At 51.7% G+C, this 22,068-nt stretch carries 18 protein-coding genes; 7 read left to right on the plus strand and 11 right to left on the minus strand.

Features of this window, described 5'->3' with window-relative positions; all coding sequences use genetic code 11:
* Positions 1-301: 301 nt before the first annotated feature.
* From sdhB to A3849_RS02895, 3 genes are all read right to left on the minus strand, one after another.
* Positions 302-1,066, minus strand: a complete 765-nt coding sequence (gene sdhB / locus A3849_RS02885; protein ID WP_074110100.1) for a succinate dehydrogenase iron-sulfur subunit — start codon at positions 1,064-1,066, stop codon at positions 302-304.
* A gap of 75 nt (positions 1,067-1,141) precedes the next feature.
* On the minus strand, positions 1,142-2,884 hold the full coding sequence (gene sdhA / locus A3849_RS02890; protein ID WP_074084063.1) for a succinate dehydrogenase flavoprotein subunit: 1,743 nt from the start codon (positions 2,882-2,884) through the stop codon (positions 1,142-1,144).
* 89 nt (positions 2,885-2,973) lie between these two features.
* Positions 2,974-3,639 carry a succinate dehydrogenase cytochrome b558 subunit gene (locus tag A3849_RS02895; protein WP_074110189.1) on the minus strand — a complete coding sequence of 222 codons (666 nt, stop codon included), beginning with the start codon at positions 3,637-3,639 and terminating at the stop codon, positions 2,974-2,976.
* Positions 3,640-4,121: 482 nt separating this feature from the next.
* Here A3849_RS02895 and A3849_RS02900 point away from each other — a divergent pair, with 482 nt between their 5' ends.
* Positions 4,122-5,021, plus strand: a complete 900-nt coding sequence (locus tag A3849_RS02900) for a LysR family transcriptional regulator (RefSeq protein WP_074110101.1) — start codon at positions 4,122-4,124, stop codon at positions 5,019-5,021.
* Between the two features lie 309 nt (positions 5,022-5,330).
* Here A3849_RS02900 and A3849_RS02905 read toward each other — a convergent pair whose 3' ends face one another.
* From A3849_RS02905 to A3849_RS02915, 3 genes are all read right to left on the minus strand, one after another.
* Positions 5,331-5,771, minus strand: coding sequence for a cell wall hydrolase (locus A3849_RS02905; protein WP_074110102.1), 441 nt, complete (start codon positions 5,769-5,771; stop codon positions 5,331-5,333).
* Positions 5,772-6,231: 460 nt separating this feature from the next.
* On the minus strand, positions 6,232-6,903 hold the full coding sequence (locus tag A3849_RS02910) for a potassium channel family protein (protein ID WP_074087152.1): 672 nt from the start codon (positions 6,901-6,903) through the stop codon (positions 6,232-6,234).
* A gap of 15 nt (positions 6,904-6,918) precedes the next feature.
* Entirely contained in the window at positions 6,919-8,277 is a 1,359-nt protein-coding gene (locus A3849_RS02915) for a TrkH family potassium uptake protein (protein ID WP_256700630.1), read from the minus strand.
* A 193-nt stretch (positions 8,278-8,470) separates the two neighbouring features.
* On the opposite strand from A3849_RS02915, the gene A3849_RS02920 reads away from it, so the two are divergent.
* The 4 genes from A3849_RS02920 (at position 8,471) to A3849_RS02935 (ending at position 12,939) form a co-directional block, all read left to right on the plus strand.
* Complete coding sequence (locus A3849_RS02920) at positions 8,471-8,866, plus strand: GntR family transcriptional regulator (protein ID WP_074110103.1); 396 nt, start codon at positions 8,471-8,473, stop codon at positions 8,864-8,866.
* Positions 8,853-9,584, plus strand: coding sequence for an ATP-binding cassette domain-containing protein (locus A3849_RS02925; RefSeq protein WP_074110104.1), 732 nt, complete (start codon positions 8,853-8,855; stop codon positions 9,582-9,584). Before A3849_RS02920 ends, A3849_RS02925 begins: the two co-directional genes overlap by 14 nt.
* A complete protein-coding gene (locus A3849_RS02930; RefSeq protein ID WP_074110105.1) occupies positions 9,581-11,137 on the plus strand; it encodes a hypothetical protein in 1,557 nt (518 codons plus the stop codon). Before A3849_RS02925 ends, A3849_RS02930 begins: the two co-directional genes overlap by 4 nt.
* A 110-nt stretch (positions 11,138-11,247) precedes the next feature.
* Positions 11,248-12,939, plus strand: a complete 1,692-nt coding sequence (locus A3849_RS02935; RefSeq protein ID WP_074110106.1) for a CPBP family intramembrane glutamic endopeptidase — start codon at positions 11,248-11,250, stop codon at positions 12,937-12,939.
* An 86-nt stretch (positions 12,940-13,025) separates the two neighbouring features.
* Here the strand turns inward: A3849_RS02935 and uvrC are convergent, their stop codons facing one another.
* Together uvrC and trxA are read right to left on the minus strand one after the other, a co-directional pair.
* Positions 13,026-14,984, minus strand: a complete 1,959-nt coding sequence (uvrC, locus tag A3849_RS02940) for an excinuclease ABC subunit UvrC (RefSeq protein WP_074110107.1) — start codon at positions 14,982-14,984, stop codon at positions 13,026-13,028.
* Between the two features lie 220 nt (positions 14,985-15,204).
* Positions 15,205-15,522 (minus strand): thioredoxin, encoded by a 318-nt coding sequence (gene trxA, locus A3849_RS02945; protein WP_020430371.1) that lies wholly within the window; start codon positions 15,520-15,522, stop codon positions 15,205-15,207.
* Positions 15,523-15,871: 349 nt separating this feature from the next.
* Here trxA and A3849_RS32275 point away from each other — a divergent pair, with 349 nt between their 5' ends.
* Positions 15,872-16,027, plus strand: a complete 156-nt coding sequence (locus A3849_RS32275; RefSeq protein WP_143191715.1) for a YqzM family protein — start codon at positions 15,872-15,874, stop codon at positions 16,025-16,027.
* A 71-nt stretch (positions 16,028-16,098) separates the two neighbouring features.
* On the opposite strand, the gene A3849_RS02950 is transcribed toward A3849_RS32275, so the two are convergent.
* Positions 16,099-17,958, minus strand: coding sequence for an ABC transporter substrate-binding protein (locus tag A3849_RS02950; RefSeq protein WP_074110108.1), 1,860 nt, complete (start codon positions 17,956-17,958; stop codon positions 16,099-16,101).
* A 110-nt stretch (positions 17,959-18,068) separates the two neighbouring features.
* Here A3849_RS02950 and A3849_RS02955 point away from each other — a divergent pair, with 110 nt between their 5' ends.
* Positions 18,069-19,322: an MDR family MFS transporter gene (locus A3849_RS02955; protein ID WP_074110109.1), complete on the plus strand. Its 1,254-nt coding sequence runs from the start codon at positions 18,069-18,071 to the stop codon at positions 19,320-19,322.
* Positions 19,323-19,419: 97 nt separating this feature from the next.
* On the opposite strand, the gene dnaI is transcribed toward A3849_RS02955, so the two are convergent.
* Both dnaI and A3849_RS02965 read right to left on the minus strand, forming a co-directional pair.
* Complete coding sequence (dnaI, locus tag A3849_RS02960) at positions 19,420-20,376, minus strand: primosomal protein DnaI (RefSeq protein ID WP_074110110.1); 957 nt, start codon at positions 20,374-20,376, stop codon at positions 19,420-19,422.
* Between the two features lie 18 nt (positions 20,377-20,394).
* Positions 20,395-21,939, minus strand: a complete 1,545-nt coding sequence (locus A3849_RS02965) for a replication initiation and membrane attachment family protein (protein WP_074110111.1) — start codon at positions 21,937-21,939, stop codon at positions 20,395-20,397.
* Positions 21,940-22,068 lie beyond the last annotated feature (129 nt).

Below are 22,068 nucleotides of genomic sequence, written 5' to 3' on the forward strand. Positions count from 1 at the left end.
CTTTGGCGATGACTAGCTTCCTTTAGCATACCTCCCGGGAACGACGGATCACCATAAGGCGATATTAAACAAAACAGGGCATTGCAAAATTAAATCCGGCGCGCACGAGTGGAGTTTCCCGGCTATGGCGGCTATTCACGGCCTCTTCATACAAAATAACCGCAAATCTGCCTTCTCACTTCAGAGCTGAACAAGCAATTTAATGGGGCAATGCCGAAAGCAGATAAAAAAAACCATCCCGGCCTGGCTGGAAACCCACGCCCCGGGATGGTTCTGGAAAATTCAAATGTAGTTCTGCTGTTTATACCCCCAGCCAGCGCTTGAACATATGCTTGGTAGTCTGCTTGTTGATCTCGGCAATCGAAGTCGTCAGCGGAATGCCTTTCGGGCAGGCCCGTACGCAGTTCTGCGAGTTACCGCAGCCGTCGATGCCTCCGTCTTCCATCAGGGCATCCAGACGCTCGTCGGCGTTCATCTCGCCCGTAGGGTGGGCGTTGAACAGACGGACCTGAGAAATGGCCGCCGGACCGATGAAGTTGGTCTTCTCATTGACATTCGGACAGGCTTCCAGGCAGACACCGCAGGTCATACACTTGGACAGCTCATAGGCCCACTGGCGCTTCTTCTCCGGCATACGCGGGCCCGGGCCCAGATCGTAGGTGCCGTCAATAGGAATCCATGCCTTAACCCGCTTGAGCGCGTTAAACATCCGGCTGCGGTCGATCACCAGATCGCGTACCACAGGGAAAGTCTTCATCGGCTCGATACGCACGGGCTGCTCCAGATTATCGATCAGGGCAGCACAGGCCTGGCGCGGCTTGCCGTTGATTACCATCGAGCAGGCTCCGCATACTTCTTCCAGACAGTTGGATTCCCAGCAGACCGGAACCGTGCTGTCCCCCTTGGCATTGACCGGATTACGCTGAATTTCCATCAGAGCACTGATTACATTCATCCCCGGACGGTACGCCAGCTCGAACTCTTCCGTATACGGGGCCGTTTCCGGTTCATCCTGGCGGGTAATGATAAACTTTACGTTTTTGGGAGCTGCAGCCGTTTCCGCCATATCTGTTACCTCCTAAAAGTTTTGTGAGCATTGCAACTATGAAATCGCTTCGTATAAAACTTGCTTCCACGCAGGTCAATCCTTCGAGTAATCACGCACCCGTGGAGGGATCAGTGACACATCTACCGCTTCATAGGAGATTTGCGGACCTTCTGCTGTCCAGCTGGCTTTGGTCGTCTTCAGGAACTCCTCATCATTGCGTGTCGGGAATTCCGGCTTATAGTGCGCACCACGGCTCTCGTTACGCAGCAGGGCCCCGAGCGTCATGGCCTCGGACAGCTCCAGCATGTTCCATAGCTGGCGGGTGAAGGCTACGCCCTGGTTATTCCAGCGTGACGTATCATTCATGTTGATGCTCCGGTAACGTTCTTTCAACTCTTTGATTTTGCTGATGGTCGATTCAAGCTTCTTGTTCTCGCGTACGACCGTCATATTGGCGGTCATCCATTCTCCAAGCTCCTTGTGGATGACGTAGGCATTCTCTGTGCCGGACATCGCCAGCAGAGACTCATATTTATCCGTCTGCGTCTTATGGAAGGTGTCAAAGACGGTAGAGGAAATGTCCTGTACCGATTTCTTGAGCCCTTTAATATATTCAACAGCCTTCGGCCCCGAAACCATGCCGCCATAGATCGCAGATACAAGCGAGTTCGCGCCGAGCCGGTTCGCGCCGTGGTATTGGTATTCGCATTCCCCGGCAGCAAACAGCCCGGGAATATTAGTCATTTGGTTATAATCGACCCACATGCCGCCCATGGAGTAATGTACGGCCGGGAAGATTTTCATTGGGATTTTGCGGGGATCATCGCCCATGAATTTCTCATAGATTTCGATAATGCCGCCCAGCTTCACATCCAGCTCCTTCGGGTCTTTGTGGGAGAGGTCCAGGTACACCATGTTCTCACCGTTAATGCCAAGCCCCTGATCCACACATACGTTAAAAATCTCCCGGGTAGCAATGTCGCGCGGCACCAGATTCCCGTAAGAAGGATATTTCTCTTCCAGGAAGTACCACGGCTTGCCGTCCTTGTAGGTCCAGATGCGTCCGCCTTCGCCGCGCGCCGACTCGGACATCAGCCGCAGCTTGTCATCGCCGGGAATTGCGGTCGGATGGATCTGAATGAATTCGCCGTTGGCGTAATGCACACCCTGCTGGTAGACTGCGCTGGCAGCCGTTCCGGTGTTGATGACCGAATTCGTCGTTTTGCCGAAAATAATCCCCGGACCGCCGCTCGCCAGAATCACCGCATCTGCCGGGAAGGTCTGAATCTCCATCGTCTTGAGATTCTGGGCACTGATGCCTCGGCATACCCGCTCGTCATCCAGGATCACCGAGAGGAATTCCCAGTTCTCGCTTTTGGTGACCATGCCTTCGGCCTCCCAGCGCCGGACCTGCTCATCCAGTGCATACAGCAGCTGCTGGCCGGTCGTCGCGCCCGCAAAGGCTGTCCGATGCCGCTTCGTGCCGCCGAACCGGCGGAAGTCAAGCAGCCCCTCCGGGGTGCGGTTGAACATAACGCCCATCCGGTCCATCAGATGGATGATGCCTGGTGCCGCTTCGCACATGGCTTTGACCGGAGGCTGATTGGCGAGAAAGTCACCGCCGTATACGGTGTCGTCAAAATGCTCCCAGGGCGAGTCGCCCTCGCCTTTGGTATTCACCGCACCGTTAATGCCGCCTTGCGCGCAGACCGAGTGCGATCTTTTGACAGGAACAAGGGAGAATAAATGTACATGCGCGCCGGATTCCGCCGCCTTGATGGTAGCCATCAGGCCGGCAAGCCCTCCGCCCACGATAATGATATCGGCTGATGCCATGATTGTTCCCTCCTAATTGTTATGCGGAATTTCTACCTGTATATTACATCCTAAGGTTCGTCCAAAGATGGACGCGCTTTCTATATTTCTTAAATCAGACTACGCAGCGACTGTACAGCCGAAGCCGTAGCCTGGAACTCATCATCGCGGAAGGTAACCAGGGAGAACAGGAACATGAAGCTGACAATCACGAAAAGACCCAGGCAGATTACGGAAGATACTCTTTGGGAACGCGGTCCCACGGTAATGCCCCAGCTGATCAGGAACGACCAGAGACCGTTCGAAAAGTGGAAGCAGGCTGCCAGGATACCGATAATATACACAGCCAGCAGCAGCGGCTGGGTTACGATGTTATGCATAACACCGCCAAGCTCTTCGTGCTCCACATTGCCGACCGCCACCTGAAACCGTGTTTCGTACAGATGCCAGACAATGAAGATGAAGGTGATCACTCCGCTGATCCGCTGCAGCGTATACCGCCAGTTCCGTTCAAGATTGAAACGGTTCAGGTTTGGCTTGGACTGATAAGCAATATACAGCCCGTAGACCCCGTGGTACAGCAGCGGAAGCCATATGCCGAACAATTCCAGGAAGAAGACGAGCGGCAGGCTGTTCAGCCACAACACGCTGTCCGTGAAACCGGAAGCGCCTCCCTCTACTGCCGAGAAATTCGTCAGCATGTGCTCCAGGAAAAAGAACCCGAGCGGGATAACGCCAAGCAAGGAATGAATCTTTCTGGAATAAAATCCTCTCATGCAAAGTGTCCCCTTTCCGATATAAAACAGCGTTTTCATTAATGAGCATACACTGCCGGGAGTACAGTTGAAACAGGGGGCATCGGGATTCGGAAAGCCCGTAAAATGTCTTTTTTCACCGCTATTCATTGTTTTCCCGGACTTTGCTGTATGTTTCACAATATGTGAATATCTTGTGTCACTTTTCATGTTACTCCTTTTTCTCTTATAAGGGAATTGCAATCTAATTATTAATCGTTATACAATAAACGCATAAGAATATTTTTAATGTGATAATAATTCTCATTTAGAACGTGATAATTACTGGAAAAGCCTTGCTATCCCTTGCTTGCAAAGGATACTTCCTTATAACGGATATGTCATTTATCACTTTCCATCAAGACTGAATTTACGGACACCAAGTTTAGGTTTACGAAGTAGACTCAGGAAGTCATGCTCACAAAACTAAGTTTATGCTTACAAAACTTTTAGGAGGAGCGCTTATGTTTGATGATCTGGATATTTTTGCTGCCGTCGTGGAGCATTCCAGCCTGAACCGGGCTTCGCGCCAGCTTAATTTGTCCCAGCCCGCCCTCTCCCGCAAAATCTCCAAGCTGGAGGAACGGCTCGGTGTTGCACTCTTCAACCGGTTCGGTAAACGGCTGGAGCTGACGGAGGTAGGGCGCCTTACTTATACCTATGCGCTGGAGCAAAGGCAGCAGCGTTCCAAATTTCTGGAAGCGCTATCGAAGTTCAAGGAAGGAGAGCCGCAGCTTGTAACACTCGGTGCCAGCCTCACTACACTCCAGACCACACTGCCGCCGCTGGTGAACGCCTACATGGAGAAGTATCCGGCAGCCGAGCTGAAGCTGATCACCGGCAAGACGCATGAGATCGTCTCCTCGGTCAGCGAAGGCAGGTCCGATCTCGGAATTATCGCTTCCGCCACTCAGGAGCCGGGTCTGCGCTGCATCCCTCTGTTCGAGGATCAGCTCCGTCTGGTTGTCTCGGAGCATCACCCGCTGGCGCTGTCTGCGAAGCTGACCATGAGTGATCTCTCCCGGCTCCCGATGATCCTCTTCTCCAAGGGTACCTGGTACCGCCGTATGACCGACGAGCTGTTTCAGCGCAGCGGTACCGATCCCGATGTGCGTATGGAGATCGACTCCTTCGAGGCGATTGTCCGGCTGCTGCCGACGATCAAAGCCGCGGCACTGCTGCCGAAGTCCTATCTGCGCTCCGAGCTGCTGAACGGCGGAGGCCTGGTCTCGCTGCACATCAAGGAGCTGGAGCAGACCCAGCGGACGACATGTCTGATCTATCCAAGCAACGGAAGCTTGAGCACGGCTGCACGCTGCCTCGTACAGGTAACTGAGGCCGTGTTCCTGCCGGGCCGGGAGTAGCGATGCCTTGCTGTGCCTGCAGTTGAGTTCAGAAGGGGAAAATTGCGAGTGTCAGCAGAAAAAATAGTTTTAGACTGACCTTAGAAAATGAAACAGCGACAGCCAAGGACGAGATAATAACGTCAAAGACTGTCGCTGTTTCATTGAACTAAAGTTCTCCGTTAGTTCAATCTCTAACCCGACAACAACTTTATTCAACTAAACCCAAAGAAGCCGCGATTTACGCGGCACTTAATGAGATAAAGTTCTTGTCAACCGACATATGGCTGTGACAGGTCAGGTTAAGAGATCCTAATGAGCTCTTTTCGTTTACGTATTATATATATTTTCACATTCTTGCACGGTCGGTTGATAAAAACAGTGCTTCTTCCATCGTCCTACGAACGGCTGATCATACCAAGTTTGCGGACATGGTCCGGGATTTTCGAACGATCCTGGACGGAAATACCATAGGGAGAATTCGCCTGGCCAATTCCGCTCCCCATTCGCAGCCCGTTGCGCCAGACGGCGTTCCCTGTCCCTTGCGTTTTGATAGTACATACCATGTTGTAACGCTTCAAATGCATGCGGCTGGTTGATCATTTGTGGAATTGTCCGGATTCCTGTAAAATCGGAGCAATTCGCTCTTATTCGGTTAATGCCAACATTTCCAACAAGGAGCATGCCCATTTCGCCTTCGGTCTCAGCTTCAGCTCGAAGCAACCTTGCCAACATATCAATATCCTGTTTCCTGGATTTCACGACTGCCATTGGCTCACCTCTTTAGATTTCTAGACTCATCATATTGTAGGTGAAGCGGATGTGTTACTCTGGCAAAAAAGAAAGCAATAATAAACAGCCGTTCCACCGCACTCTTCTGCCCGTTAGAGCTTAATGAAGCATCGTCAGTCCCATATTTTATTTTCCCAGTCTACTTTTATATTTGCCAAGTCTATTACTTTATTTTCAGTAGAGAACTTTATTTTCTCCTGACAGCGAGTCCTGATGTAGATGCAGTCAGGAATGTATATCACAGGCTATTATCAGGCTGGCGGAAAAATGCAATCTTGGGGCTACGGACTACACAATGACAAAGTAAATTCCGCCAATATCAAAGATGCCTACTCACGGATATTCATCACCATTGCCTCGCTCCAAACATAAACAAACGCCCGGATGCGTATCCGGGCGTTTGTTTATGTTTCTATCGTGTAACATTACCTGCGATTGCTCACAACTCCACATTCACCGCTTCGTCCTCGAACTCCACGATGCTTGCATTGGAACCGATAACCACCATAATATCCCCCTGATGCACATGGTCATGGGCTGTCGGGGCGACAATTACACCGTCTTCCCGGTTCAGGGCAATAATGCTGCAGCCGTATTTGGCCCGCGTATTGAGCTCAGAAAGGCTCTTACCATCCATGCAGGCGGGAACAGTCAGCTCGACCACCTTGTAATCCTTGGAGAGCTCGATATAGTCCAGCAGGTTGGGCGTAGTCAGCTGATGAGCGACACGTATGCCCATATCCCGTTCAGGAAAAATCACCCGGTCTACGCCAAGCTTAGACAAGGCCCGTCCGTGAAGGATCGAAATCGCCTTGGCCACCACTTGCTTCACACCCAGTTCTTTCAGCAGAATCGCCGCCAGGATGCTCCGCTCCATGTTATCGCCAATCGCCACAATGCCGCAGTCGAAGTTACGCACACCCAGTGAGCGCATGATTCCCTCATCTGTGGCATCCGCAACGACGGCATGGGTCAGCTGGCCGCTCATTTCCTCTACGCGTTCCTCATAATGGTCAATACCGAGCACTTCATAGCCCATGGCCATCAGTTCCAGGGCAAGGCTTGAGCCGAAGCGGCCAAGACCGATGATGACAAACTGCTGTGCTTTCATAATATCCGTAACTCCTTATCCAATTATCATTTTGCCTTCCGGGTATTTATATAATTGCTTACCCTGTTTCGGCCCAATTGCATACGCCAGTGTTAGAAGCCCAAGCCGTCCGGCGAACATGGTCAGACTGATCAGGATTTTACCGAACTGGCTCAGCTCCGGAGTTAGCCCCATGCTGAGGCCCACTGTAGCGAAAGCCGAAGTAGTCTCGAACAGTATCATAAGAAACGCCCGATCCTCCGTGGTGGACAGGATCATCGACACAGACACAACCAGCAGCAGCGCCAGCAGCGTAATCGTCAGCGCCTTGAATACACGTTCCTGTGCAAGCCGGTAGCGGAACAAGACAATATCCTCGCGGCCGCGCAGCATCGAGATTACTGCACCGATCATCAGGGTGAAGGTCGTAGTCTTGATGCCCCCGCCTGTGGAGCCTGGTGAAGCACCGATGAACATCAGGATGACGATGAAAAATTGCGAGGCCTGACGAAGACTGCCAATGTCCAATGTATTCGCTCCCGCTGTACGCGGGGTGACGGATTGAAAGAAGGCAGCCCAGATTTTACCCCCGAAGCTCAGCGGCCCCATGGTCCGGGAATTGGTGAATTCAAATACAAAAATAACAACTGCTCCAAGTAAAATCAGCGCCGCTGTCATCGACAGAACCACCTTGCTGTGGAGAGACAACCTGCGCGTGTGCCGAAATTCCACCAAATCTGACATAACGATGAAGCCAATGCCTCCGGATATAATCAGGAACATGACCACGAAGTTGACAATAGGGTCGTTTACATATCCGGTCAAGCTTCGGTAGTCTCCAAAGATGTCAAACCCTGCATTGTTGAACATCGAAACCGCATGAAAAATACCAAAGTAGACGGCACGCCCCAGCGGCATATCAAATGCCCAGCGCAGTGAGAGTATGGCTGCAGCCGCTGCTTCAATGACGAGTGAATAGATGAGCACCTTGCGGATCAGCCTTACAATGCCTTCCATAGAGCTCTGATTCATGGCTTCCTGAAGAATCAGCCGGTCACGCAGGGAGATTCTGCGTTTCAGCACCAGGGCGAACAGGGTCGCCATCGTCATGAACCCTAGTCCCCCGACTTGAATAAGCAGCATGATTACAATTTGTCCAAACACAGTGAAGTACGTACCTGTATCCACCACCACAAGCCCGGTGACACAGGTAGCCGAGGTTGCAGTAAACAATGCATCAATGAATTTGAGCGATACTCCTGATGTACTCGACATCGGAAGCATCAGAAGCAAGGTCCCGGTCAGAATGACGGCAGCAAAGCCAAGCACCAGAATCTGCGGCGGAGACAGCTTCAGAAATCTGAAATTTGTAATTTTTGGAATGGGTGAAGCCAAACATCTCATCCTTTCGCAACTTACGTAATAAACATACAAATTATAATCGTTATTACCCAACTTCACAAAGGTTCATTTTACATCCATCATTCCTGCTCTTGCCATTGTATGGTGTAACATGGTACACTTCACCCATCAAGTGTATGGCATGTATCCATACACACATAACAACAAAGGTTGGAGGAAGGAACCGATGGAGCAATCCTATGAGCTTTTACCGGAGCAATTCCAGATCAATCCTTCGCTCCCGATTTATGAGCAATTTGTTGACGCCATCCGTGGACGGATCGTAACCGGGCTCATCCCGCCCGGCTCGCGCCTGCCTTCTGTTCGGGAGCTGGCCGCGGGAAGAAATGTAAATCCGACGACTGCGGCCAGAACCTACCAGGAGCTTGAGCGTATCGGTCTAATCGTCACCCGTCGCGGCCAGGGAACCTTCGTTACCCTTGAGGAGGCGGTCATTGTAGAGGCACGCAAGACGATCATGCGCAAGGCCGTCCTAGAGTTCAAGATCATAGCGGAGTCGCTCGGACTCTCGGCAGAGCAAATGCTGAATTTCGATAAGGAGGATTCAAATGACAGACAATAACAGGCTTTCCGTACCCTATGATGAACCCGTGGCGGTGGAGTGCAAGGATATAAGACTAACAGTGAAGAAAAAAATGATACTGGACGGAATCAGCTTTCAGATCCCAACAGGCAGCATTACCGGCCTGCTCGGACCGAATGGCGCAGGCAAATCGTCTTTGCTGCGTATTCTTGCCGGCCTGACCCTGCCGGATTCAGGCTCTGCACAGGTTTTCGGCAAGCCTTCGGGAGTTGACCGGCTCGGTGTACTGTCTATGCTGCCTGACCGCGCGAATCTCCCCGGCTGGCTGACTGTAGAGCAATGGCTTGGTTTTGCCCAAGGCATCTACCCGGACTGGGACGCAGACAAAGCTGAACAGCTGCTGCTCCAGCTCTCCGTCTCAACCGAGGTCCTCATTTCCGCAATGTCCCGGGGAGAAGAGGCACGTCTCCAGCTGCTGACATGCCTGTCGCGGAAGGCACCGCTGATTATGCTGGATGAGCCGTTTACCGGCGTTGACCTGATTTCCAGAGAACGCATCGCCTCGGCTGTGGTCAGCGAGCTGGCGGATGGCGCCCGGACCTTTCTCATTGCAACCCATGATATCCGTGAGATGGAGCTATTGTTCGACCGGCTGATCCTGATGGGCGAAGGGAAAATCCAGGGTATCGAGGATGTTGACACTCTGCGCCGCTCCGGCAAATCAGTGGAATCCAGATACCGGGAAGTGTTCGCATGAGCGCGCTCAGAACACTAATCGGCCTGGAATACAGCCGCTATCGTCCAGCCAGATTCAGCAAGAAGCAGCGCAGTCTGACCGTGCTGGTCCTATTCCCTCTGCTGCTGTTTCTCGGGATGTACCTCCCGGGCTTCAACACATCGCAGCGGTCTCCGTTCATAACTGTTGCCCTCCTGCTGTGGACCGTGAGCATGGGTATCTCCTTTCTTCATATGGCCTCCTTTCCAGGGCAGCGGAATAGGGATTGGGTGCTTACCTTTCCCCACAGCCGGCTCACCCTGCTCTATGCCAAAGGAGCCTGCCTGCTCAGACACAGCCTCAATCTTACGCTCCTGTTGTATATAGAAGCGATTGTCCTGTACTGCCTTTCAACCTTTACAGGACGTTATACGCCGCTTCCCGCCGGAGAGCTAGTCTATACCCTTACAGCATACCTAATGTTCATCTTTGTTCTTCTGCCAATAGCCGTTGTGTTCGGCCTGCTGGCGAGCCTCATCATGCGTCCCGGGAGAGTTGCGCGGGTGCTCCTCCTCCCGTATTCAATTCTCTGGATGCTTCCGTTTATTCTTATAGGGCTTCTCAACTCACAGGCTCTGGGCATTTATGACATGCAATATACAGCACCATCGTATATCATCCTCTATACAGCTGCACTCCTCGTTGTCGGGTGGCCGGCCTGTTATTTTCTGATGCCCAGGATTGCGGTGAATGGGCTTGGACAAATGGGGGGACGCAGCATCCCTGCGGCAGCCTCCTCAAAGGCAGAGACCGTCCGTAAACCGAAAAAGGATAGACACCTTTCGGCAAGGAGCCAATCACCATTCGTCACCCTGTACAAGCTTGACTCCAGCCGTCTGCAACAGATGGAGAAGCATCAGGCTGTACGCATCTTGAAGCTTGCCGCTCCCGTTATTGCCGTTGCGATGTTTTATTTCACCTCCGGCAATCTGAATGCGATGCAGTCCGCAATCCGTTTACCTTTCATATTTCCGGTATTGTTCGGTTCATTCTGGATGCTGCTGCGCAATAGCTTTGAACGCAAGCAATTACCCTGGTGGCTGGGATTTCCTCAGCGCCGGCTGCGGCTGCTGCTGTCAGGGATTGCCGCTGTATGGGTTACAGTGATGCGTGTGAATGTGGTGTTGGGGGTCTCAGCTGTTGTTGGCCTCCTGGCCGGTCTCGCCGCAGGCAAGTCCAGTTTTCACGAGATGACCCAATATATGTTCTGGCTGTTCTTCTCATTTCTGGTCTATACACTAGCCCTGACACTGGCACTTGGCCTGCTGCAAATCAGCTATTATCTGATGAGGTCACGAGCACTCTCCCTGCTGTTTTTGCCCGTTGCCTTTGCGGTTCCTTTACAGAGCAATCTGATCAATACATATATGTTCCCGGCATCTTATGGCAGCGGCTGGCATCCCGACTGGGCGTTACTCGGCTGGACTGCTCTATTGGGGCTGCCTTTTGCGGTATGCTGTATTCTTGCAGGCTCTAAGTATTACCACCTTGTGTTAATGCAGAAGAATGAAGGCGTACGGACAAAACAAGCATAAGTACAGCTATCTTCACGTAAAAGGATAATACAGTATTTTTTTGTAAAAGGCCTGCCAGTAATACTATAATGAAAAATAACAGCATCATTATCATCACAAGGAGGCGTTACATGAATTCCGTCGGCCAGCCCCTACAGCAGCGGCCCCTTACTACCAGACTCATTCTTGCGGGTATTATCGGTCTCATCGTGTTCATTCTGTTCCAGATCGCTCCCCAGCTCCACGGGAGCACAGGTGAGTCTGACACCACCCCTATCAGCAAGAAGGAGGCCCGTGAGCAAGCCGCCGTATTCGCAGCCAAGCAGCTTGGCCATCCGGAGTCCACAGGAGAAGAGTGGGCTGTGAGCTACCGGACCGACTCTTCTTTCTACGGCTATATGTCCCGGGAAAAACTTTTGGATCAATATTCCAAGAAGAAGCTCGATCAGCGTTATCCGTTCGATGTTTTTCATGCCGTCCTGCACGCTCCCGGCCAAGCCGTCCCGATTTTGTCAGTGGATCTTAATATGTATACCGGCAAGGTCGTAGGCTTTGGGCGCGGCGAACATTCCGGCTTCAGCACGGGAACAGAGACAACTTCTGCTACCGCTCTTTCCAGCAAAAGCGCGGCCAGTGAGCCGGAGCTTTCACTTGAGCAGAAGGAGAACCTCGCCCGTCCCTGGCTTCAGTCTTGGGGAGCCAATCCCTCCAAGCTGCAAATCCAGGCGGATAGTGACAATTATGGACTGGTCTATACCGACAGCTCCGTCAAGGTTGGAGAATCGCAGCTGCAATACCGGTTCAAATTCCAGCAGGAGCAGGTATCTTATTTCCGGGCTGGATTCTCAGCTCCCGCCTGGCATATCAGCTATGTCAAAGATCAAACGTCCATGGCCACTTGGGTGACCGGGCTCGGCTATGGCATACCCACACTGGCACTGGGCATTCTGGCTTTGATCTACAGCATTCTGCGCAGAGGGCATACTTCGTTCAAGCGGGGGATTTTCCTCAGCGCCGCCCATTTTACAATCATGCTGGTCAGCACCTATAACATGCTGCCGGAGGCCAGCGGAGACAGCCTGCAGAGCCGTCTAACGGGCCTCATCACGCTCATCTTCTATATTTTCTACAGTTTGCTAATGTCTCTAATGCTCTACTTCTCACTGGTGGGAGGTAACGGCCTGTGGCGTAAAGAAGAAGGTCTGAATCCCTGGCCGCGCGCCAAAGAACCGGGTTATGGCCGGTATGTGCTGGACAGTATGCGTGCCGGCTATGTCTGGGCCTTTATCCTGCTTGGCGTACAGACCATCATGTTCATTATCCTGTCATTCACCCTGCACAACTGGTCCACCACCGACGCCAGCCAGTCTCCATACAACATGAGATATGCCTGGCTGCTGCCTATTGTGGCCTGGCTTGCCGGGTTGTCCGAGGAAGCCATCTACCGTCTGTTCGGTATCCGTATGGTCAAGAAAATCGTTCGCAGCACCTTCCTGGCCTCCCTGATCACCACACTGGTCTGGGCGTTCGGACATACCCTGTATCCGATCTATCCCATCAGCTCGCGTCCGATTGAGCTGACCGTGATCGGCCTGCTGTTCAGCTACATTTTCCTGCGCTACGGCTTTATCGCCGTTATGTTCAGCCATGTGGTGTTTGACAGCATCCTGATGGGCGCCACCTTGATCTTCATGAAGGAATCCGTGAACATCAGCGCGGGTATTGTCACCATCGTGCTGCCGTTCATCGTGGGCTATATCGTGTACCGGTTCAATCCGCCGCGCAAAGTGGAACAGGCCGAACCGGTTAATCCACTAGTCTAACTCAAAAAGTACACAAAAAACGGCTGAGCCTCCTTATGATAAGGAAAGCTCAGCCGTTTCTGCATCAAGCCATAAACTATAGTACTTTATAATGACGGTTCTTCATCCTTGAGGGCATCCAGAATCTGTGCAGCCAGCTTGTCGCCAATCGACAACGGGCGGAAGTCCTCGATAGCGGCTTCCTTGATTTTTTTGAGGGAGCCGAAATGCTTCAACAGCAGCTTGCGCCGCTTCTCGCCGATGCCCGGAATCGAATCCAGCTTGGAGGTCACCATCGATTTGGCGCGCTGTTCGCGGTGGAATGTAATCGCAAACCGGTGAACTTCATCCTGAATACGCTGCAGCAGATAGAACTCCTGGCTGTCCCGTGCCAGGTTTACCGGTTCGGCGGAATCCCCGACCAGCAGCTGCGCCGTTCTGTGCTTGTCATCCTTCACCAGACCGCAGACCGGGATGTACAGCCCCAGCTCATTCTGCAGAATGTCAATGGCGGAGGAGATCTGCCCTTTCCCTCCATCGACCACAATCAGATCCGGCTGCGGCAGGTTCTCCTTCAGCACTCGTTCATAGCGGCGGCGGATTACCTCGCGCATCGTTTCGTAATCATCCGGTCCCTGTACCGAGCGGACCTTGTATTTGCGGTATTCCTTGCGCGCCGGCTTGCCGTCTATAAACACAACCATCGCGGATACCGGGTTGGTTCCCTGGATATTCGAGTTGTCAAAAGCCTCAATCCGGCTAAGCGACTCCAGGCCCAGGCTCTGCCCCAGGCTGCTGGCTGCGCCGGAAGTGCGTTCCTCATCCCGCTCGATCAGGCGGAACTTCTCATCCAGTGCCACCCGGCCGTTCTGGCATGCCATTCCGACCATTTGCTTCTTCAAGCCGCGTTGGGGTACCAGTACCTTGACACCCAGCCATTCCTGAAGCGCAGCTGCACCGCCTGCTGCATCCACGGTTCCTTCGGTGGCCGCCTCAGCCGCCTCAGCTTCACCTGCATCCCCGGCCGCCGGCTCCGCCACATCATCCGGCGTATCTTCGGTATCTGTCCCCTCAGCTTCACTGCTAACAGCCATTTGCGGCTTGCCTGATGTATCCGTGCCTTCAAGCACGGTTTCCGGCAGCAGAATTTCCTGCGGCAGCGCCGGGTTCTCGCTATAATACTGCGTTACATAGGAGATGAAATCGCTGTACGCCTCCCCGTAGAAAGGGAACACGGAAGAGTGCCGCTGGATCATTTTCCCTTGCCGCATATACAGGATTTGAACACACATCCAGCCCTTGTCCACGGCATAGCCGAACACATCGCGGTCTTTGGTATCAGCGGTGTTGATTTTCTGCTTCTCCATCAAGGCATCAATGTTGATAATCTGGTCACGAAGCTCCTTGGCCCGTTCAAAATACAGTTCTTCCGCAGCTTCCTGCATTTTTTTCTGCAGATCCTTTTTGACTGCCTCATGGCCGCCTCCCAAGAAACTGGAAATGCTCTGGGTAATCTCCTCGTAAGCAGACTTAGGCACTTCCTTTTCGCAGGGTGCCAGACACTGGCCCATGTGATAGTACAGACAGACTTCCTTAGGCATCACACCGCATTTGCGCAGCGGATACATCCGGTCGAGCAGCTTCTTCGTCTGATGGGCCGCGTAGGCATTCGGATACGGTCCGAAATATTTTGCTTTATCCTTAATCACCCGGCGCGTAACCTCCAGGCGCGGATGAGCTTCATTCGTGATTTTCAGATACGGGAATGTCTTGTCATCCTTCAAAAGCACATTATAACGCGGCATATGCTTCTTGATCAGGTTGCACTCCAGAATGAGCGCTTCCATGTTGCTGGACGTAACGATATATTCAAAGTCGACAATATTGGCGACAAGCCTCTGGGTCTTCCCGTTATGACTGCCTGTGAAATATGAGCGGACCCGGTTCTTCAGCACCTTGGCCTTGCCCACATAAATAATCGTGCCCTCTTCATTCTTCATCAGATAGCACCCGGGCAGGTCGGGCAATAATGCCAGTTTGTTGCGGATATTATCCATATAATCCATGATCTCTCCCCCACCTGTACAACACCGTGATAACTTAAGTTTAAGATATAAGTCGCTATGGATTCAACCCCAAACCCCGGAATACAACTTATTGGTGATACCACAAACATTCGTATATTTCAAAAAGAGCAGCCGTTTCCATTCGACGCACAAAGCGCCTTCGGATAAACCGAAGGCGCTTTGGCGGCGGGGCAGATGCCCCGGGAAAGACAGCATCATCTTACTGATGTTTGGCTACAATATTCTTAAGGGAATCCTTGGAGTTCAGTCCTACAACTTTATCCACAGGCTGGCCGTCTTTGAAGAAAATCAGGGTAGGAATGCTCATGACTCCAAAACGGGAAGCCGTTTCCGGATTTTCATCCACGTTCAGCTTGGCAATTTTCACATCGTCACCCAGCTCGGTGGACAGTTCCTCCAGAATTGGGGCGAGCATTTTGCAAGGGCCGCACCAAGGTGCCCAGAAATCTACTACTACAGTACCTTGACCTTCAACTTCACCCACAAAGGATTGGTCAGACACGTTCACGATAGCCATGATATTGTTCCTCCTTTAAGTTGTACGAAGCTTTCATCCGCTTCTATAACTCATAAGCCTAGTGTGGCGAATTCACTCCGAAATTATAACGGATAAAATGTTTCATGTAATATGATAACCAGATTACCATTTACCGACACATCCACAGTATAACATATTTACAGTGAGTTTGTGTAATGTTTTATGAAATTAAATTGTATAAAATCAAATATTCCGCCGCAGTCTCTGCTTTACAACGTTCCAGGGACTTCGTATACTTGAGGAAAGCGCATTAATTGTCAATGACTTCTCTCACACGTCTAACTGTAACCCACTAATTGCAGTCATGCAACTGCAAGGAGGAAAAAAGATGGATGTCAACGCGCAAGCACGCGATCCGCGGGAGCATATCAATGAGGAGCCCCGTAATGACCTGGGCGATTTGATGGCAGGCTTCTTCGGAATGACGGGATTTATGACAGTCGTTTTCTTCGGTATGGTGATTATCAAGTTTTTGTCTGAGTGAACAGGCACAAAATCCGGCATATTCTCTCAAGTCCAAGAGAGGTGCCGGATTTTTGATTGCGCATTCTGGGGTTATTGCTTGGCGATCCCTTTCTTGGTGCTGTGCGGATGAAACCAGAGCTTATGAAATTCAGGCCACCCGTAGGCATTGATGGACACCCCGCGGACTGCTTTATGATGCGAAGTATTATTTTTTTTATGGACCAGGAACAAAATCGAGCGGGTTGTGCGGATATATGCTTCCAGTTCCGCCAACTGCTGCTCGCGGAGTTTCTCGTCCCGTTCTCTAAAGACAGCATTAACGGTTTGATGCACAATCTTTGCTGTCACAGGATCGAATGCGGCCTGCAAATAATTTTTTTGCATATACATTTGGATTTCGCTGATTTCATCATCACCGAGCACACTGCCGAACAAGCGGACATCATGCTCTGTAGAGGCATACACATTATCCCCTTCTTCCAGCCGGTCAATCACATCAATCTCCATTTGAATCCCGAAGCTGCGCGCCCGCTCCTGAATCCATACCGCATCCTGACGGTGAAAGGAGCCCACAGCCAGCCGGAACATTTCGCCGCGGTATCCGCTGGATTCCAGTAATACCTTAATTCCCGCGCGATCTAGGGCCGAACCGCTTCCCACTCTCCATTCCTGCTCCCCGGGCTCATAGCGAAACCCGTGCGCGGGATAAATCCGGTCTTCCCCCAGCTCACTGATCATCTGCTCACGGTCAATAAGCGCATCCAGCGCCTCCCGGAATTTCGGATGGTTCTGCGGACCTGATTTGTCCTGATTGAACACAAGCAGATTGCAGCACGAGAACCGGGTTTCCACATCCAGCCATTCCCCTTCGCCATCCTCAAGCACCTTCAGGTGCTTCCTAGAAGCATCCCCATGCGAAGACATAACCGAAGTCCAATCCGGTTCGGAGAAGTAGCCCGCTTCCAGCCCGGAGAAGTTTAGAACCTCCACACGCTCCAGCTGCGGCCTCCCTTGAAAATGCTGACCAAAAGCCTCCAGGATGCAAATCCCTTCATTATGCAAACCGATTCGAAATGGTCCTGTCCCCACCGGATGAACGGTAAAATCCGCTTCGGGATTCCCGGCAATTTCCGCCGGAACGATACTGGCCGCAATCGTGCACAGAAAGCGCAGGAATAAATAATTAGTTTCCCGCAGTCTGATTCGAACGGTTGTAGTATTCACCGCCTCCAGTTCTTCGATATCCTGAAACATCCAGGCTGCCTCATAGGTATCGGGATGTAAACGGAGCCGGTTCAGTGAAAACACGGCATCCCCCGCGTTCAATTCCCTTCCATGATGGAACAGCACACCTTTTCTAAGATAAAAGGTCCATTCCCTGGCATCAGCGCTGCATTCCCAGGAATGGGCTATACATGGCACTACTTTGCGGCTAGCCTGTTCGTATTCCACCAACGTATTGAACAGCTGTCCCGCCATGTGACAATCAAATGCATAATATACCAGTCCCGGGTCCAGAGTAAAAATCTGCCGGTACACCGGAAACTGCAGCGTATCCAGCAAGCTATCCTCCACAGCCTGCGTTGAAAACCCGATCCGTTCGGACAGCCAGTCTCTGAACTGTTCCTTGGCTGCCTGTCCCCCAAACCGGTTCATCAGCGCCAGTGCTTCCCGTACATCCCCCTGCTCCATCCGCCGCTTCACTTCACGAAGCAGAATAGAGTCCGCATCTGCAAGCAGTGTCAGTATAGAGGTATGACCACGCCCAAGACCGGATTGCCAGCTAATCCAGCCCTCTCCGCACAGCTTGCGGATGACCTGTTTGGCATAGCGGGGTGTGCAGTGCCAAATCCCGGTAAGCTTTTCGACAGTAATCGGGAAAGCTTCTCCTATCGACCGTTCTTCAGCGGCGCCGCGAAGCTCCAAGAAAAACAAGGGGGCCGTTAACATATTTTTCTCCTCCACTGCTAAAAGGTGATCTCACTTTTATACATTGTACCCTTTTCATCACCTTTTGGGCAGATATACTTAAATCAAACAAAAACAACAGGAGGATAGACATGAAAACAAGCAGAGAACAGCACAGTAAAAAGCTCTCTTTCCATCCAGTAGCTTGGGGTGTAATATTCGGAACCTTTCTTTCCCGGACAGGTTTTTTTATGACTATTCCCTTCCTCGGTATCTACCTGGGCAACATCAAGGGAATCGATCCAGCCACCATCGGCGCAATATTGGCAGTAAGTCTGTTTATAGGGACATGGGGTGGATTCGTGGGAGGAGCACTGTCGGACCGTATTGGCCGGTATCCGGTGATGATTGCCTCGATGGCTCTATGGAGTTTTGTCTTTATCGGCTTTGCCTTCGCTGACGCAACCTGGCTTTTTTTCTTGCTGAGCGGTCTGAACGGACTGTTCCGCAGCCTGTTTGAGCCGACAGCCAGAGCTTTACTCGCCGATGTTACGCCTGAGGAACGCCGTACCGATGTATTCAATGCCAGATATTTTGCCATCAATGTCGGCGGGGCCATCGGTCCGCTACTCGGTTTAAAGCTTGGCATAGGCGGTTCCTCTTCACTGCTGCCCTTTGCACTGAGCGCAGCCATCTACGGTCTTTATACCCTTCTTTTAATTTACTTCAGTACCCGTTACAAACTCGAGGCCAGACAAAAATCCAATTCCGTTCCCGTGAAGCAAATGTTGAATATTGTATTCACGGACAAAGTGTTCCTCTATTTTCTGATCGGCAACATCTTTGTCTTCGGAGCTTATTCTCATCTAGACACCACCCTATCCCAATATATCGGTCATGACCGCATCAGAACCTATTCGTTTCTGTTCGTCATCAACACTCTCTCTGTGGTAGTGCTGCAGTATCCGCTGGCGAAGCTGATGAAACGGTTCTCTTCGATGCTGGCGTTAAAAGCCGGATGCGTATTTTTCGGGCTCGGGTTGCTTGGACTCGGGGCATTCCATGATACGATCCCGCTGGCTTTATCGATGATCGTATTTACGATCGGCGAGATCCTCTCTTTTGTCATTGGGGATGTTCTGATCGGGGAAATCGCCCCTGCACACTTAAGAGGAGCATACTACGGAGCGAGCGGGTTTGCTTTTATCGGTCAAAGCATCTGTACCTGGCTAGGCGGGATTCTGCTGCAGCATTTAGGATTTGATCAAGGCCCGCTCATCTTCAGTATTCTCATGCTGCTTACCTTTGCCGCTTATCCATTTTTTAGTCGGGGCCAGCGGCTGCGGGAGCAGCAGACAGAGACAGTTAGCAGCAGAAGAGGCACAGTGGCCGATCCACTTATCTGATGTGTCCTTTTATATTAAGATAAACAGCGGTGCCCCTGGACCTTAAGGCCCAGGGGCACCGCTGTATGTTCATAGCTGCCGCTAGTACAATTCATTATTATCTGTTCGTTCCCCGCTGATTCTCCCCGTGAAGCGGAATCACATCCACAAACGGAGCAATCCGGTCCATCAGGCGCTGGCCTTTATAGATCTCCTCACCGTCCTTGCTAGTAATACTCAGATGCTTCTCCAGCCCGTCCAAAGGATAGTTTGAAGTGTAAAAGGTCGGCTTGCGGTTCATCCGGTGGTTCAGGATTGCACCCAGCACATGGTCACGGGCCCAGGGGTTCAGGTTCTCCGCACCGATATCGTCAAAGATCAGCAGGTCACAATTCTTCATCGTGTCCACCATTTCTTTGAGCTTCTGATTATCCATCATAATCAGCTTGAGCTCCTCGATGAAATCAGGCATGTATACGATCACGCCGCTGTACCCGGCAATCGCCAGCTCATGCAGCATATAGCACATCAGAAATGTTTTGCCTGTTCCAAAGGAGCCCTGCAGATAAATCCCCCGTGAGGTCAGGCCATTCTCTTTGGCACTGGCAATATAATCAAATATCCGGTTCACAGCCGAGACCCGGCGTGGGTCCTTGCCCATAATGTCAATCTCATCGTATCCGCCGTTGAGCACGCGTTCGTCCACATAAAAGCTGCGGATGCGCTTGCGGATGCTGTCCTGATTATCCTGTGCAATCTTCAGGTTACAGGCTGTCTTCCGTTCATACAGATCTGTCGTACCGTTAACCGTCTCTACGGTAAGTTTGCTGTAATGACCCTGGAAATCATTCGGACACTTCTCCAGACCGGGACAATTCGCACAATGGCGGCTTTCTTCTACATATTGATACAGGCGGCTTAAGTGAAGCCGCAGCCGCGACTCGTCCAGCTCGGGATGCTCGGCTTGAAGCTGCTTCACCAAAGGATGGCTCAGCAGGTTCTGCTCAAGATCACGGGAGCGCTGGCGGAGCGCGGAATTGTTCATCGAACGCAGCACTTCGCCCATAGACTCCATAGCCGCACCTCGCTTTCTTTATGGCGTCTTGGATACGCCTTTCTTCTTGCTGGCCTTGATTTCAGCCGCCTTCTTCATCATCGCCGCGAATTCTTCTTCGGATACCGTACCGGCACTGCCGTCATCCAGCACAATCGGAATCTCTGCTTTGCCGGAACGGCCGCCGGCTTTGCTGTAGCTGCGCTGGCGCGTTCCGCCTGATGCCGTTGACCCCGTTGCCGAACCTTTCCCCTTAACCTTGGTCTGGTCACGGATGTAGCGGACGGCCTTCTCGTAGGTGTTCACCTGCTTGACCAGCATATTTGAGGCAATCGCCTCCACAAAGTTACGGTTCATCCGCTGATCGCCCCCGGAGGCTACCATGGTCATCAGATAATGAATGAGTACATTAATGACTTCGCCGCTCAGCTTATAATTCAGATCAATCTTCTCAAAAGTATCCATCAGCTGTGTGGGCACGGCACCCGGGAAAAAGGTCTGCAGCAGACGTGTATAAGGCTCGTTGCGAAGCATCATATTATATTGGTGAATGTCGCATTTGGACAGAAATTGCGGAGGCACCTCCACATAATATTCCATTTCAACGGACTGCTCCAGAGGAGCGATCGAATCATCGCCTTCCACGGTGGCAGCAGAGCGCAGCGCTACCACCTTCGCTGCGGCAACCTCCCGCTTCTCCTGGCGTTTCATATCCTGGCGGAAATGCTGGCTTGCCTTGTACTGTAGTGCATCCAGAATCACTTCGCCATCCGGCGTGAATACCCCGTCCTCATCCAGCAGACGGGACAGGTCTTGCGGGCTAAGCTCATACTTATGAGCTACATAATTGATCATCCCCATCTGGGTATGGTCAAAACGCAGCTTCTCGACATGAACCCGGTTGACTGATTCACGCGGAAACCGCAGGATAATATCACTATACCCGATAGCAGGTTCCCCGGTTTCCCGCATGCCGGGCTGCTTGACCGTTGCCACCTCAGCCAAAGCCTGCTCCAGTTCGTAATCGATCACATGGGTATTGAGTTGAAAAATATCATAAAAGGGCAGGGAAATATTTTCTTTACCGATCGACCGGCGGCTCCATTCCTCCGGTTCCCGGTTCCAGAACTGCTCACGCAGGGACAGCACGGCAAATTTGCCGATTTTGTCACGCAGCAGCAGTGTTAAATGCTGGGTTGCAAAAAAATCAGCCGGCGACAGCGGCGGCAGCAGTTCGTATTCGTACATATAATCATCAGTTTCCGCTACAAAAATGCGGCAGGTCTGCAGCAATCCCACCGCTTCCAGCCGGGAAGCCTGATCCACTATATATTTGCGGCCCTTCTCATTGGGTTCCACACCCAGCGTCATGAACAGACGGCGCTGCTGCTCCACCGGAGAATAGCCGATTGCTTCAGCCGGAATATGCTCAAACAGCAAACGGTACAGACTGATGGCAAAAGCGCCTACCATCGGCTGATAGACCGAGCCCAGCATACGTGCATCTACACTGCTTAGACCGAATTCGCGGGAAACGCAGTACCGATGATGTTCGGTGAAATGATGCAGGTTACTCATGCGCATCTGCGGATTACCTCCCTCTTTTTCTACACGAATCCATTTAGATTTCTATTCTATCACAAAACTTCCGCCCGGAAATGTAAAAAAAAGTCCAAATTCAGTGCTTATCCCCCTGATATCGACAGCTTGTTA

The organism is Paenibacillus sp. P46E (assembly GCF_001909095.1).
Classification (GTDB): Bacteria; Bacillota; Bacilli; order Paenibacillales; family Paenibacillaceae; genus Paenibacillus_AQ; species Paenibacillus_AQ helianthi.